The organism is Nocardioides marmoriginsengisoli, assembly GCF_003725695.1.
Lineage (GTDB): Bacteria > Actinomycetota > Actinomycetes > Propionibacteriales > Nocardioidaceae > Marmoricola > Marmoricola marmoriginsengisoli.
Window position 1 is genome coordinate 508,945 of sequence record NZ_RJSE01000003.1, and the last position, 14,741, is coordinate 523,685.

Consider the following 14,741-nt stretch of genomic DNA (forward strand, 5'->3'; position numbering starts at 1 on the left):
GCCTTTCCTTCTCCAGGGCAACCCTGGCATTCCGTCTCCCGGGGGCCGTAGCCCCCGGGAGATCTGGGAGTGAGGGGTTGGAGGGTTACTTGATGATGAAGCCGGTGGCGTTCGAGGGCAGGTAGTCCCCGTTGCCAGCGAACGACACCTTGTAGCCGAACAGCGTCAGCGTGAGCAGTTGCGGCAGGGCGTTGCAGGTCGCAACCCCGTAGGCATCCGTGGTCGCACCGGCGCAGACCGTGGCCGTACCGATCGTGAAGTTCACCGGAACACCGGCAACCGGGCCGTTGGCCGAGTTGAGGGTGATCTTCAGCTGACCCAGCGGCAGCGCCAGCGGCGGCAGCAGCTTGACCAGGGCGGGCTGAGCGGTGATCGAGGTGGCGATCTTGGCGACCGTGACCGTGCTGGCCGCCGAGGCGCTCCCGCTGAAGACGGCCGACCCGGAGTAGGTCGCCTTGATCAGGTGGGTCCCACCGGACAGGTTGCTCACCGCGAGCGTCGCCTTGCCGTTGGTGCCACTGGCCCCGACGACCGCGGTGCCGAGCGTGGTGCTGCCCTCGGTGAAGGTGACCGTGCCCGACGGCGCACCCAGCGCGGCGGTGCCCGGCGTGACGGTCGCGGTGAGGCTGACCCCCTGGCCGAAGCTGACCGAGCTCGGAGCGGCCACCAGGGTGGTCGTCGTCGACACCTTGCCCACGTCCTGCGTGGTCGAGGCCAGCGCCGGGGCGAAGTGCGCACTACCGGAGTAGTCCGCGGTCACCACGTGCGAGCCGGGCGTCAGGTTCGAGACCGCGGGGCTGGTCGCCACGCCGTCGTTCAGCGCGACCGCGCCGCCCACCGCGACACCGTCCACCCGGAACTGCACGTGGCCGTTCGGGTCGCCGATGTTCTCCTGCGGCGTGGTGGCGGTGGCGGTGAAGGTCACCGCGTCGCCGTACGCGCTGGAGGCGTTGGAGGACGTCACGGTCAGGTCGACGCCGGCGTCGGCGACGGTCTGGGCCAGGAAGTCTCCGCTGCCCGAGTAGCCCGGGTTGCCGACGAAGGCGGCGATCACGGTGTGGTCGCCGGGCTCCGGGGAGGACACCAGCGGGCTCTGCGCGGTTCCGTCAGGACCGACCTCGACCGGGATGCCGATGTCGGTGCCGTCGATCGAGAACTGCACGGCACCGGAGGCGGCGCTCGAGTCCTCGGCCGTGACGGTGGCCGTGAAGGAGATGAACTCGCCGTACGTCGACGGGTTCTGCGACGAGGTCACCACCGTGCTGGTGCCGACCACGGCCGCTCCCGCGATCACGGTGTGGCTCTTCGGGTCCGACTCGCTGGCTGCGTAGTCGGTGTCGCCTTCGTAGGTCGCGACGATCGTGTGCGAGCCGGCCGCCAGGGTCGACGTCTGCAGCGTCGCCTTCGCGCCGCCCGAGGACGGGCTGAGCGAGCCGGCACCGATCGGGTCGCCGTCGGCCGTGAAGGTGACCAGGCCGGTCGCGGCGCCGCCACCCGGCGCGACAGCGCCGACGTTCGCGGTGATCGTGACCAGCTGGTCCTCCGAGGAGGGCGACGGGGAGACGGTCACCACGGTGGTGGTGTCGGCCTGCGAGACGACCTGGCTCAGCGAGTCCGAACCGCTCTTGAAGTTGCCGCTCCCGCTGTAGTTGACGGCCACCGTGTGGTTGCCGACCAGCAGCGAGCTCACCGGGTCGAAGTTGGCGACGCCACCGGTCAGCGCGACCGGGGATCCGACGTTGCCGCCGTCGATGACCAGCTGGACGGTGCCGTCCGGCAGGCCGGAGCCCGGTGCCTGGGCACCGACGCTGACGCCGAAGTTGACCGACTCACCGGAGACCGTGGTGGTGTCCGAGGATGTCAGCTGGACGTCCACGTCCGCCTTCGCGACGGTCAGCGTGCCCGGGGAGGAAGCCCCGCCGTTGTACTCGTCGTCACCGGAGTAGGTCGCCACGATCGCGTGCGTGCCGACCGGGATCGTCGAGGTGTCGATCGAGGCGTTGCCGGACCCGTCCACCGGGGCGGAGCCGAACACGGTGCCGCCCTCGCTGAAGGTGACCGAGCCGGTCGGGTTGCCCGAGCCGGAGGTGGTGGTCACGTGCGAGGAGAGCGTGACCTGCTCGCCGTACACGGTGCTGTTCGGCGCGATCGACAGCGACGTCGACGACGGCAGCAGCGGCACCCGGACCCGGAAGGTCGCGGTGGCCGAGCTGCTGGTGCCGAAGTTCGCGTCGCCGTTGTAGACCGCCTGGACCGTGTGGTCACCCAGGCTCAGCGGGCCGGTGTTCAGGGCCGCGCTGGTGGCGGTGCCGCCGGTCACCGGGCGCGGGGCGCCGAAGGCGGCCCCGTCGACCAGGAACTGGACCGCGCCACCCGGGTTGCTGCCCACGCTCGGCGTCACCGTCGAGGAGAACGTGACGTCGTCACCGATCGTCACCGTGGTGAGCGACGGCAGCACCGTCGTCGACGTCGGGTTCACCTGGACCGCGAACCCGGTCGAGGCGCTAGCCGCCGCCAGGCCGGCCGAGCCGGCGTACGAGACGCTGACGTTCGTGTTCCGGACGGGACCGTTCATCGGCAGGGTCGCGGTCGCGACACCGGAGCCGTTGGTGACCGCGTTGACCGAGCCGCCGCCACCGAGGGCGAACGTCACGGTCTTGCCGGCGGCGCCGGCCGGGTTGGCCAGGTCGGTCAGCTGGGCGCTGACCGTGGCGGCGCCGGAGACCGGGGCGCTGGTGGCACCGGTGTAGGCGATCGTGGAGCAGTTGGTCGGGGTGACCACGACGGTCGAGGCGCCGGTCGCGCCAGCGCCCGCCACCGTGATGCCCCAGTTGGCGCGCGAGCCGTTCTTGCCCAGCCCGTCACTGATGCCCGGGGTGGTCAGGTTGACGCTGTACGCACCGTTCGCGCCGGTGGTGGTGTTCGCGGTGACGTACTGGCCGGCGGTGACCTGGCTCTGGTCGAGCCGGACCGTCACCGGGACTCCGGCGGCGCCGGTGCTCAGGTTGCCGGCGACGGTGACGTCTCCCCCGGCGCAGGTGAGCGAGGGGGTCGTGGTCGCCGAGAACTGCGGACCGGACGGGATCGAGGCGTTCCGCATGTTCCGGGTCAGCGTGATCGAGCCGCCGTCGAGCGGCAGGACCAGGATCTCCTTGACCTGGTTCTTGTACGTCGGCGACCACCAGCTCTGGTCGGACATCGTGTTGTCGGCGTTGACCGAGGTGACCTTCTTGGTGTTGACGTTGCCGGAGATCGGCGCCGTGGTCAGGGTCTCGCTGGTGACGTTCGACGGGGCGTTGAACACCATCGTGTCGGGGCCGAAGGCCGAGTTGCCGGTGCCTCCCAAGGAGCCGGCGTCGTAGCTGAAGCCGCCGTTGTAGTCGACGTTCGTGTTGGTGTTCCACGAGTCGCCGGCGTTGAGCGGGAAGTTGTGGACCTTCCAGGTCGAGTCGCGCGGGGTCAGCTGCAGGTTGATGTCCGCGGTGATGCCCGTGGAGATGATCGAGACCTTCGCGGTCGCGTTCATGTGCTGGAACTGGTTCTCCTGCAGCAGCGCGAGGTCGGAGACGCGCACGTAGCGGGTGCCGGACACGGTGCCGGAGAAACCGCTGAGGGTCGCGTTGCCGACGCCGTCGACGGCCACCTGGCCGCTACCGGAGGTGATCGAGCCGTTGATGTTGAGCTTGTAGGCGTCCTGGCCCTGGAACGTCTCACGGCTCGCGACCGTGTAGGTCACGCTCTCGTTGATGGTGACGTCGGTGCCGGTGGCCTGGTAGCGGAACGAGGTGTCCCAGTTCCAGTTCCAGCCGATGTTCCAGGCCGGTACGTCGTCGCCGGGCGCCTGCACGGCCTGCGCCGGCGCGACGCCGACACTGACCAGAGCGGCCGCACAGAGGGCGATGACGGCCGAGATGGCTGTCGTCGCGCGAGTGGTACGGCGACGGACCGTGCCGTCGGAAGATACGCGTGGGCGCATTACAAGTCCCCTTGTCCACGATGAGTGCGCTGTGGGAGGTCAGCGCAGAACAGGTTCTAGCAGCCTTGGTGTGACGCCCGCTACAAGTTACCGACAAGTACCTGATATGTCCGGTTTCGAAATAGACCAGTTACTGGACCGGCTGGACCCTCGAACGGACACCTGTCCGAATCTCTTGAAAATAAATCGATTTTGCGGGAATGCGCCCCCGACCTACCCTGTTGATGAAACGAAACCGTTCCGTTTCATCCATCGCTCAGGACCCGCAGGAGGTAGCACCATGTCGGCCAGCCCAGCAGCGAGCCGCCCCCGGGTCGAGGGCGAGCGCGAGGACGAGATCCTCGACGCCTGCGCCGAGCTCCTCGTCGAGCTCGGCTACGACCGGCTCACCATGGATGCCGTCGCCAAGCTGGCCCGGGCCAGCAAGGCGACGCTCTACCGTCGGTGGGAGTCCAAGGCCAGCATGGTGGTCGAGGCGCTGATCCGGGCCAAGCAGTCACCGCACATCGACGACCACGACACCGGCACCCTCCGGGGCGACCTGCTCTCCACCTTCTGCGGTCACGAGGGCATCAACGAGTCGGCGACCAAGATCCTCGGCTCGGTGATCACGGCGCTGTCCACCGACCCCGAGTTCGCCGAGCAGTTCCGCGAGAAGTTCATCGCGCCCAAGGTCGCGATCACGCACGCGATCTACGAGCGCGCCCAGGAGCGCGGCGAGGTCGGGCCGGACATCGACCTCGAGATGGTCGGTCCGGCGCTGGCCGGGATCCTGCTGCACCGGACGTTCATCCTCGGCGTCCCTCCCGACGACGCGACCATCGAGCGCGTCGTCGACCACGTCATCCTTCCCGCCGTACAGCACCCGTCGTGCGGCACGCAGAAGTTCAACCACAAGTTGAAGTCCAACCTCACATCGAAGATCAAGGCAAGGAAAACTTCATGACAGACATCATCGAGGCGGAGGTGTCCCCCACCGGGGACGCGGACGCCGCTGAGACGAACGGCGGCCACGCGCACCTCGGCTGGGCCCTCGTTCTGATCTGCATGGCCCAGCTGATGGTCGTGCTCGACAGCACCATCGCCAACATCGCCCTCCCCTTCATCGGGAAGGACCTCGACGTCTCCGCCGGCAACCTGCAGTGGATCGTCACCGGCTACGCCCTCGCCTTCGGCGGCCTGCTGCTGCTCGGCGGCCGGCTCGGCGACCTCTACGGCCGTCGCCGCGTCTTCATGATCGGCCTGACGATCTTCGCGATCGCCAGCGGCCTCGGCGGCTTCGCCGAGAACGAGGCCATGCTGCTCGCCTCGCGAGGCCTCCAGGGTCTCGGCGCCGCCCTCGCCGCACCCGCGGCGCTCGCCCTGATCACGACCACGTTCCCGGCAGGCCCCAAGCGCAACCAGGCCTTCTCGGTGTACGCCGCGATGTCCGGCGTCGGTGCCGCGATCGGTCTGCTGCTCGGCGGCTGGCTCACCGGCCTGACCCCGTCGGTCTTCGGCTACGACATCGAGGGCTGGCGGCTCACCTTCCTGATCAACGTACCGATCGGCCTGATCGCCGCGTTCGCCGCGCCGAGGCTGCTCAAGGAGTCCGACAGCAACCGCGGCGTCGCCCTCGACCTGCCGGGCGCGGTCACCGGAACCCTCGGCCTGGTCTCGCTCGTCTACGGCATCACCCGTGCCGGCGAGGAGCGCTACGGCTGGGGCGACGGCGGCACCCTCGGCTTCATCGCCCTGGGCGTCGCGCTGCTCGCCGCGTTCATCACGATCGAGCGCAACGTCACGAACCCGCTGCTCCCGCTGCGGATCCTCGCCAACCGCACCCGGGCCACCGCCTTCATCGCGATGATGATCGTGCCGGCCGCGATGTTCGCGATGTTCTTCTTCCTCTCGCAGTTCGTCCAGAACGTGATGGGCTACAGCCCGCTGCAGGCCGGTCTCGCGTTCCTGCCGTTCCCGTTCGCGATGGTGATCGGCGCGATGATCAGCTCCAAGCTGATGAGCAAGGTCGACCCGCGGTTCCTGGCCGGCACCGGCACCCTGCTCGCCGGCGTCGCCTTGCTGAACTTCCACCGGCTCTCGGTGGACGACTCGGCCGGGCACCTGACGGCGAAGATCAACGAGCAGCTCGCCAACTTCGCGGCCAACCCGGACAACCCGGCGATCGCGCACCTCGGCAGCGACATCAGCTACTGGTTGAGCATCTTCCCGTGGATCGCCCTGATGGCCTTCGGCATGAGCCTGACGTTCATCCCGCTGACCCTCGCCGCCGTGCACCACGTCGACGAGGCGGACTCGGGCATCGCGTCCGGCGTGCTGAACACCATGCAGCAGGTCGGCGGTGCCCTCGGTCTGGCGACCCTCGCCACGATCGCGACGCACTACTTCACCCAGACCCACGACAAGCTGGCTCCGCTGGTGAGCGGCTCGGACGCACCGGCCGCCGCCAAGGAGCTGATCCTGGGCCAGGCGTCGTTCACCGTGGGCGGCACGAACGCCTTCCTGGTGGGGGCGTTCATGATCTGGGCGGCCTCGGCGATCCTGTGGATCTTCCTCAGCGTCAGCCACGAGGAGATGGCGACCGACGGCCCACCGGTCGCCGCTCACTGACGACCGCTCGCTAGTCGCCGCGCAACCGGACGGCGCTGTCCCGCACCAGGGTCAGCGCCGTTCGTGCGTACTCGGGGCTCGCCCCGGCAAGACCGCAGGACGGGGAGACGACGAGCTGGGCGCCGACCTCCTCGGGATCGAAGCCGAGCATGTCGAGCAGTCGCAGCACCCGTTCGGCGACCTGGCGCTCGGTCGGGATCACCGGCGGCTGCACGCTCGGGACCACGCCCAGGAAGACCCGGGCGCCCTCGTCGAAGGCGGACCCGAGCTCGTCGTACCCCTCGGCCGCGAGGACGTCGAGATCGATCGAGACGCCGCCGGCACCGGCACCGCGGAGCAGAGCGACCGGAGCGTTCGATGCGCAGCAGTGCGCGATGCTCTGCGCCCCCGCGCGTTCGATCGCGGCGAAGACCGGCTCCAGCCCGGCCGAGGCACCGGCCGGGTCGACGGAGCGGTGCCGCCCGAACCCGGACGACGTCGGCACCTGGGCGGCCAGCACGGCCGAGAGCGCCGGCTCGTCGACCTGGACGACGAGCCGCGCTCCGGCGACCCGGCGCCGCAGGTCCGCCAGGTGCGCCTCCAGCCCCTCGGCCAGCGCCTCGCCGAGCTCGCGGCGCGCGCCGGCGTCCGCGAGCAGCCGGTCGCCCCGCGGTCGCTCGACCGTCGCGGCCAGCGTCCACGGCCCGCAGACCTGGACCTTCAGCTCGCCGGCGTAGTCCTGGGCGTGCTCCTCGAGGACGTCGAGGTCGTGGGCCAGCAGCGATCGCGCCCGGCGGTGGTCGACACCGGACGCATCGGTGAGCCGCCAGCCGGCCGGCTGCAAGTCGAAGCCGAGGTCGGTCACCATCGCGAGGGTCCGTCCCGTCATCCCGGCGGTGACCCCGCGGTCCGGGAGCTCCGGGAGGAACGGCAGGTCGGGAACCTCCCCGAACGAGATCCTCACCGCCTCGGCGTAGTCCTCGCCGGGCATCGACCCGACCCCGCTGGCGATCGTGCGCTGGTTGACCACCGGACGACCCTACTGTGCTCCGATCCCGGACCCATCCGTCGTGCGAGCAGGACCGAAGACCTTCCATGGAGCGAACGTCACGTACGACATCCTGGTCCGTGGTCCGGCGTGCGCGCGAGAACGGACCGTTCGCCCTGGCCGGGGTCTTCGCCGCGGCCTTCGCCGTCGCGATCGCCCATCTCGTCGCCAGCCTGCTCCACCCGCAGTCCTCCCCGATCCTTGCCGTCGGCAGCGCGGTCATCGACGCGACGCCCACCCCGATGAAGACGTGGGCGATCCGCCAGTTCGGCACCAACGACAAGATCGTCCTGATCGGCAGCGTGCTCGCCGGGACCCTCGTCCTCGCGCTCGTCGCCGGGATCATCGCTCGCCGCCACCTCCGGGTCGGGCTGGCGATCACCTTCCTCCTGGTCGCGCTCGCCGGTGCCGCCGCACTGCGACGCCCGACCGCTGAGATCCTCGATCTCGTCCCGGCCGTGACGGCCGCACTTCTTGGACCGCTCACCCTTTGGTGGCTGGTCCGGGCGCTGCTGGCCTCGGAGGGACCTGCAGCGGCCTCTGACGCCGAGCCCGGCAGTTCGCGCAGAGGCTTCCTGATCGGCTCCGGCGCGTTGCTGCTCGGCGGTGCGGTGGCTGCCGGAGCCGGTCAGTGGATCTACAAGGTCCGGTCCTCGCTCGGCAACATCCGCCTTCCCGGAGCAGCCAAGACGCTCCCGCCCCTCCCGGCAGGACTGGAGACGACGATCCCCGGGATCACTCCGTTCGTCACGCCGAACGCGAGGTTCTACCGGGTCGACACCAAGCTGGCCGTCCCGATCGTGGACCACTCCAGCTGGCGGCTGAGCATCGACGGGATGGTCGACAACCCGTTCTCGATCACGTACGACGAGCTCCGCGACATGGTGTTCGAGGAGAGCGACATCACCCTCACCTGCGTGAGCAACGAAGTGGGCGGTCGCTACGTCGGCGCCGCCCGCTGGCTCGGCGTCCCGCTGCGTCGGATCCTCGACCGGGCCGGCGTCTCCCCCGATGCCGACCAGCTGATGAGCGAGGACGTCGAGGGCTTCAAGATCGGTACGCCGATGTCCGCCCTGATGGACGGGCGCAACGCGATCGTCGCCATCGGCATGAACGGCAAGGTGCTCCCCCGCGAGCACGGATTCCCGGCCCGCCTGGTCGTCCCCGGGCTCTACGGCTTCGTCAGCGCGACCAAGTGGGTCACCAGGCTGACGGCGACGACGTACGCGAAGGACACGTCGTACTGGACCGACCGCAAGTGGGCGACCGACGCACCGATCAAGATCGCGGCCCGGATCGACACCCCGCGTCCGCTGACCAACATCGACCCGGGAGCGACCGCGATCGGCGGCGTCGCCTGGGCCCAGGGCACCGGCATCGAACGGGTCGAGGTGAGCATCGACGGGGGCCGGTGGCAGGTGGCCGAGCTCGGACCGGACGGCGGCAACGACTACTGGCGCCAGTGGTTCCTGCGCTGGGACGCGACCAAGGGCAACCACCGACTCGCGGTCCGGGCGATCGGCAAGGACGGGGCCGAGCAGACGGCAGTCAAGGCGAGCCCCTTCCCCGACGGATCCAGCGGCATCCAGCAGGTGCTGGTCAACGTCACCTGACCTGCGAACAAAAGGTCGCCGTTCTCCAATCCGGCACCGCGGTGCGCACCGAATGACTCCTCGAGAAGCAGAGCGCCGAGCGCTCACCCGCTGAACCGTCAGAAGAAGATCCACCCGACGAAAGGCACGACCCATGTCCTCCTCCATCCTGCGCAGGACCGGCGCGATCGCGTCGATCACCCTCGCGCTCTCCTTCGGTCTCGCTGCCTGTGGCGACGACGACAGCGACTCCGGTTCGACCGGCACCGACGGGTCGTCCGCTCCCGCCGCAGCGGGCGAGAACTTCGGTGCCGGTTGTGCCGCCGTCCCGACCGAGGGCCCCGGCTCGTTCAACGGCATGGCCACCGCCCAGGTCGCCACCGCCGCCAGCTCGAACCCGGTCCTCTCCACCCTGGTCGCCGCCGTCAAGGCGGCCGACCTGGTCGACACCCTGAACAGCGCCGAGGCGCTCACCGTCTTCGCCCCGGCCGACTCGGCCTTCGCGAAGATCCCGAGCAAGACCCTCAACGGCCTGATCGCCGACGTCCCGGCCCTCACCAAGGTCCTGCAGCACCACGTGATCGCCGGCAAGATCGCCCCGGCCGACCTGGCCGGGGAGCACGAGACCCTGGCCGGCGACAAGATCACCGTCGTGGGCTCGGGCGAGGACTTCACCGTCGACGGTGCCACCGTGAAGTCGAAGGTCGTGTGCGGCAACGTGCAGACCGCGAACGCCACGGTCTACATCATCGACACCGTCCTGACCGACTGATTCAGTCAGACTGAGAACCAGCACCGACAGGAAGAGGACGACCTCGTGTCACACCTCCAGCCCGTTCCCTCCGGCGAGACCACGCCGGAGGGAACGGGTGCGCCGGCGCCGGCGCTGGCCGACTACCTGCGACGCTCGGCACGCGGGGACGAGGAGGCCTTCGCCGCCCTGTACGACGCCACCTCCGCACGCGTGCACGGTCTCGTCCTGCGCGTCGTCCGCGACCCGGCCCAGTCCGAGGAGGTCACCCAGGAAGTCTTCCTCCAGGTCTGGCGCACGGCCGCTCGGTTCGACGAGACCAAGGGCAGCGCACTGGCCTGGCTGATGACCCTGGCCCACCGCCGAGCCGTGGACCGGGTCCGTGCCGCGGAGGCCGTCACCCGCCAGGACACCAGCTACCACCAAACCTCGCGGACAGTCCCCCACGACAGCACGGCCGAAGCAGCCGAGGCGTCGATGGAGGCCCGCCGGGTCCGCTCGGCGCTCTCCGAGCTCACGACCGTCCAGCGCGAGGCGCTGGAGCTCGCCTACTTCGGCGGCTACACGCACACCGAGGTGGCAACTATGCTCGATCTACCGGTCGGCACTGCGAAGACCCGCATCCGGGACGGCCTCATCCGGTTGCGCGACGCGATGGGAGTGGGCCAATGACAGCTCACGAGATTCACGCCCTGGCCGGGGCCTACGCCGTGGACGCTCTCGACGACGTCGAGCGGGCCCGGTTCGAGGAGCACCTCGCGGTGTGCGCGGAGTGCCGGGCCGAGGTCGCCAGCCTCGCCGACGCCACCCTGCTGCTCTCCGAGGTCACCGCGGTGGCGCCCCCGGCGTCGATGCGCGGCGCGATCCTCGCCGACATCAAGAAGGTTCGCCCGCTGCCCCCGGCGGTGGCCCGGATCGAGAAGCGCCGCCCGCGACGCTGGACCGGCCTGGTCGCCGCTGCCGTCGCCCTCGGGGTACTCGGCGGCGGCTCGTACGTCGTGCTGCAGATCCAGGACGACTCGTCCGAGGTCGGGCTGACCGCGGCCGACCGGGTGCTGCGGGCCAGCGACGTCCAGCACGTCACCGCCGACCTCGCCCGGGGCGGCGTCGCGACGGTGTTCCACTCGGCGAAGCAGGGCAAGGCCGTCGTCGTCACCGAGGGCCTCCCACCCGCCCCGTCCGGGCACGTCTACCAGCTCTGGCTCCGCAAGGCCTCCGGCATGGTGCCGGCCGGCTTCATCACCGGGACCGGTGAGCAGACCGAGCTCTTCGAGGGCGGGCTCGCGGGCGCCTCCGGTGCCGGGATCACGATCGAGCCCGACGGCGGATCGAAGGTCCCGACCCTGCCCGTCGTCGCTCTGGTCGACTTCGAGCCGGACGCGACATGACCCCGGAGAACACGCGTCGCGTCGGCATCGTCGGCAGTGGCGTCGCTGGCCTGACGGCTGCCTTCGTGATCAGCAGGTCGGCCCGGGTCACCCTCCTCGAGGCCGACGACCGGCTCGGCGGGCACGCCGACACGCACACCGTCGCGACCGCCGACGGGCCGGTCGCCGTCGACACCGGGTTCATCGTGCACAACGAGCGCACCTACCCGACCCTGCTGCGGATGTTCGCCGAGCTCGGCGTCGAGACGCAGCCCTCGGACATGTCGATGTCGGTGCGCGCCGACGGCGAGCACGGCGGTCGCGGCCTGGAGTGGGCCGGTGCGCTCGGGCCGGCCGGGTTGTTCCCGACCTGGCGCAACCTGGTGCGGCCGTCGTACCTGCGGATGCTGACCGAGATCCCGCGGTTCCACCGCCGGGCCCGGCGGCTGCTGGCCGCACCGGAGGCGACCGACGACGACCTGACGCTGGCGGAGTTCCTGGAGGCCGGCCGGTTCTCGGCGTACTTCCGGCGGAACTTCATGACGCCGCTGGTCGCGTGCGTCTGGTCCTGCGACCCGGCCGTCGCGCTGGAGTACCCGGCCCGCTACTTGTTCGCGTTCCTCGAGCACCACGGGATGCTGACCGTCTACGGGTCGCCGCAGTGGCGCACCGTCACCGGCGGTTCGCACCAGTACGTCGCCAAGGTCGCGGCCGCGATCGAGCACCGCGGCGGGACGATCCTGCTCGACACCAAGGCGACCTCGGTGGTCGAGACCGCCGACGGGGTCGAGGTCACCGACGGCAACGGCCGGGTGCACTGCTTCGACGCCGTGGTCGTCGCCACCCACCCGGACCAGGCACTCGGCCTGCTCGCCGAACCGACGGCGCTGCAGACCGAGCTGCTCGGCGCGATGCCGTACTCGGCCAACGTCGCGCACCTGCACACCGACGACGCGGTGATGCCGCGGAACCGCAAGGCCTGGGCGTCCTGGAACCAGTGGGACCGGCCGGACCAGGGCGCCGTGACGGTCACCTACGACCTGACCCGGTTGATGTCGCTGCCCGCGGGCGATCCGGACGGCGTCCGCTACTTCGTCACGCTCGGCGCGACCGAGGTGATCGACCCGGCGAAGGTGATCGCCCGGCGCGACTACGCGCACCCGATCTACACCCCGTCCTCGGTCGCGGCCCAGCGCCGGCTGCCCGGGATCGACAGCGACCGCCTGGTCTTCGCCGGGGCCTGGCGCGGGTGGGGCTTCCACGAGGACGGAGCGCGCTCGGGTGCCGCGGCTGCCGAGCGACTCGGGTTCGCGTGGGCCACGGACGTCGAGCCGGTCGAGACTCCGGCCGCGCCGCGGATCTACCGCAGCACGATCACGCACACCAGGCGGACGCCGCTCAAGAACCGGTTCAGCAGCACCGCGCACCTCTGGCTGGTCGACCTCGACGCCCTGCCGGACCACGGGCCGCTGGGCCGCTTCGTCGCCCGGGACCACCTCGGCGATCCCGGGCTGACCATCCGCCAGAACGTCGAGGCGTTCCTCGCCGCGGAGGGCGTGGTGGCCGACGGCCGGATCCTGATGGCCGCCAACGCCCGGGCGTTCGGCTACAACTTCAACCCGATCAGCGTCTTCTGGTGCCACGCCTCCACCGGCGACCTGGCCGCCACCGTGGTCGAGGTGCACAACACGTACGGCGACCGGCACGCCTACCTGGTGCACGCCGATGCCGCCGGACGCGCGCTGGTCGGCAAGGAGATGTACGTCTCGCCGTTCCACGGCACCGACGGGCACTACGAGCTCACCGTCCCGGTCCCGGCCGACCGGCTGCTGATCGCGGTCCGGCTGGTCACCGGGACCGGCTCGCCCTTCGACGCCACCCTGCGCGGCGAGCTCGTCGCCGGCACGCCCCGCGGGGTGGTGCTGCGCGCGGCACCGGCAGCCCTCCTCGGCGCCCTGCGGATCCGCGCCCAGGGCATCCGCCTCTGGCTCCGCCGACTGCCGGTGCAGCCCCGCCCCCGTCACCACCAGGAAGGTGTCCGATGACCTCCGGCCTCGCCACTCCCCTCTCCGTCGATCACTGGACCGACATCTCACCGATCCGGCGCGGCCCGCGGGCACGGATCTCGACCGCGATCGCGCGCCGGATCTTCTTCCGGGTGGCCGAACGGCTCGGGGTCAGCGTCTCGCTCGGCGACACCCCGGAGCCCGGAGCCGAACCCGCTGACCTACGGCTGATCCTGCCCGAGGAGTTCTTCGCCCGCGTCGGCAACGACGGTCTGATCGGCTTCGGCGAGGCCTACATGACCGGCGCCTGGGAGGCCGACGACCTCGGCGAGGTGCTGACCGTGCTCTGCCGCGAGATCGGCGACCTCGTCCCGATGTGGATGCAGCGGCTGCGGGCCGTCTACGTCTCCCGGCCGCCGCGCCGGCAGCGCGGCAGCTCCCGGAACACCCGCAAGAACATCGCCCACCACTACGACCTCTCGAACGACCTGTTCCAGCTGTTCCTGGACCCGACGATGAGCTACTCGGCGGCGATGTTCCCCGCCGACTCGATCACCGGCGGCGACGGCAATCGGACCCTGCTCGCGCCGCCGGTCCCCGGGTCCGACCTGGCCGAGGCCCAGGGCCGGAAGATCGAGAGCATCCTGGACGCCGCCGGCGTGACCGCGGGGAGCCGGGTGCTGGAGATCGGCACCGGCTGGGGCGAGCTCGCCATCCGGGCCGCGCGCCGGGGAGCCACCGTGCGCTCGGTGACGCTGTCGAGCGAGCAGCAGTCCCTGGCCCGGGCGAGGTTCGCCGACGCGGTCGAGGCGGAGGGGCTGCGCGCCGACCTGGTGCAGGTGGACCTGCTCGACTACCGCGCCGTCGAGGTTCCGCCGGGTTCGCCCGGCTTCGACGCGGTGGTCTCGGTGGAGATGATCGAGGCGGTCGGCTACGCCTACCTGCCGAGCTACTTCGCGACCATCGACAAGGTGCTGGCTCCGGGCGGCAAGGTCGCGATCCAGGCGATCACGATGCCGCACGAGCGGATGCTCGCGACCCGTCGTACCTGGACCTGGATCCACAAGTACATCTTCCCCGGCGGGTTCCTGCCGTCGACCGAACAGCTCGACGAGGTCACCCGCAAGCACACCTCGTTGCGGCTGGCCGGCCGGACGACCTTCGGCAGCCACTACGCCGAGACGCTGCGGCAGTGGGACACCGCGTTCGTCGCCGCGCACCAGGAGGTGCTCGACCTCGGTTTCGACGAGACCTTCCGGAGGTTGTGGCACTTCTACCTGGAGTACTCGCGGGCCGGCTTCGCGTCCGGCTACATCGACGTGCAGCAGCTGACGTTCACCAGAGGCCCGGACGCCGAGCCGAGCCCGGACGTCGAGCCGAGCCCGGACGTCGAGCCTGTCGAGACGAGGTGA

10 protein-coding genes are annotated in these 14,741 nt (G+C 70.5%); 8 read left to right on the forward strand and 2 right to left on the reverse strand.

Going from position 1 to position 14,741, the window contains the following annotated elements; translation table 11 throughout:
• Positions 1-85: 85 nt before the first annotated feature.
• The gene (locus EFK50_RS04440; RefSeq protein WP_148046051.1) at positions 86-3,976 is read right to left on the reverse strand and encodes a beta strand repeat-containing protein; all 3,891 of its coding nucleotides are present in this window, start codon (positions 3,974-3,976) and stop codon (positions 86-88) included.
• A gap of 280 nt (positions 3,977-4,256) precedes the next feature.
• Between EFK50_RS04440 and EFK50_RS04445 the strand changes: the two genes are divergently transcribed.
• Both EFK50_RS04445 and EFK50_RS04450 read left to right on the forward strand, forming a co-directional pair.
• The gene (locus EFK50_RS04445; protein WP_123226322.1) at positions 4,257-4,922 is read left to right on the forward strand and encodes a TetR/AcrR family transcriptional regulator; all 666 of its coding nucleotides are present in this window, start codon (positions 4,257-4,259) and stop codon (positions 4,920-4,922) included.
• Positions 4,919-6,586, forward strand: a complete 1,668-nt coding sequence (locus EFK50_RS04450; RefSeq protein ID WP_123226323.1) for an MFS transporter — start codon at positions 4,919-4,921, stop codon at positions 6,584-6,586. Before EFK50_RS04445 ends, EFK50_RS04450 begins: the two co-directional genes overlap by 4 nt.
• Positions 6,587-6,596: 10 nt before the next feature.
• On the opposite strand, the gene EFK50_RS04455 is transcribed toward EFK50_RS04450, so the two are convergent.
• Positions 6,597-7,595, reverse strand: coding sequence for a uroporphyrinogen decarboxylase/cobalamine-independent methonine synthase family protein (locus EFK50_RS04455; RefSeq protein WP_246004027.1), 999 nt, complete (start codon positions 7,593-7,595; stop codon positions 6,597-6,599).
• Between the two features lie 98 nt (positions 7,596-7,693).
• Here EFK50_RS04455 and EFK50_RS04460 point away from each other — a divergent pair, with 98 nt between their 5' ends.
• The 6 genes from EFK50_RS04460 to EFK50_RS04485 all read left to right on the forward strand — a co-directional run bounded on the left by EFK50_RS04460 (position 7,694) and on the right by EFK50_RS04485 (position 14,741).
• Positions 7,694-9,226: a molybdopterin-dependent oxidoreductase gene (locus EFK50_RS04460; RefSeq protein WP_246004028.1), complete on the forward strand. Its 1,533-nt coding sequence runs from the start codon at positions 7,694-7,696 to the stop codon at positions 9,224-9,226.
• Positions 9,227-9,359: 133 nt separating this feature from the next.
• Positions 9,360-9,977, forward strand: coding sequence for a fasciclin domain-containing protein (locus tag EFK50_RS04465; protein WP_123226325.1), 618 nt, complete (start codon positions 9,360-9,362; stop codon positions 9,975-9,977).
• A gap of 45 nt (positions 9,978-10,022) precedes the next feature.
• Positions 10,023-10,628 (forward strand): ECF RNA polymerase sigma factor SigK, encoded by a 606-nt coding sequence (gene sigK / locus EFK50_RS04470; protein WP_123226326.1) that lies wholly within the window; start codon positions 10,023-10,025, stop codon positions 10,626-10,628.
• Positions 10,625-11,344 carry an anti-sigma factor gene (locus EFK50_RS04475; protein WP_123226327.1) on the forward strand — a complete coding sequence of 240 codons (720 nt, stop codon included), beginning with the start codon at positions 10,625-10,627 and terminating at the stop codon, positions 11,342-11,344. Before sigK ends, EFK50_RS04475 begins: the two co-directional genes overlap by 4 nt.
• The gene (locus tag EFK50_RS04480; RefSeq protein WP_123226328.1) at positions 11,341-13,368 is read left to right on the forward strand and encodes an FAD-dependent oxidoreductase; all 2,028 of its coding nucleotides are present in this window, start codon (positions 11,341-11,343) and stop codon (positions 13,366-13,368) included. The genes EFK50_RS04475 and EFK50_RS04480 overlap by 4 nt, the downstream gene beginning before the upstream one ends.
• The gene (locus EFK50_RS04485) at positions 13,365-14,741 is read left to right on the forward strand and encodes a class I SAM-dependent methyltransferase (protein WP_123226329.1); all 1,377 of its coding nucleotides are present in this window, start codon (positions 13,365-13,367) and stop codon (positions 14,739-14,741) included. The genes EFK50_RS04480 and EFK50_RS04485 overlap by 4 nt, the downstream gene beginning before the upstream one ends.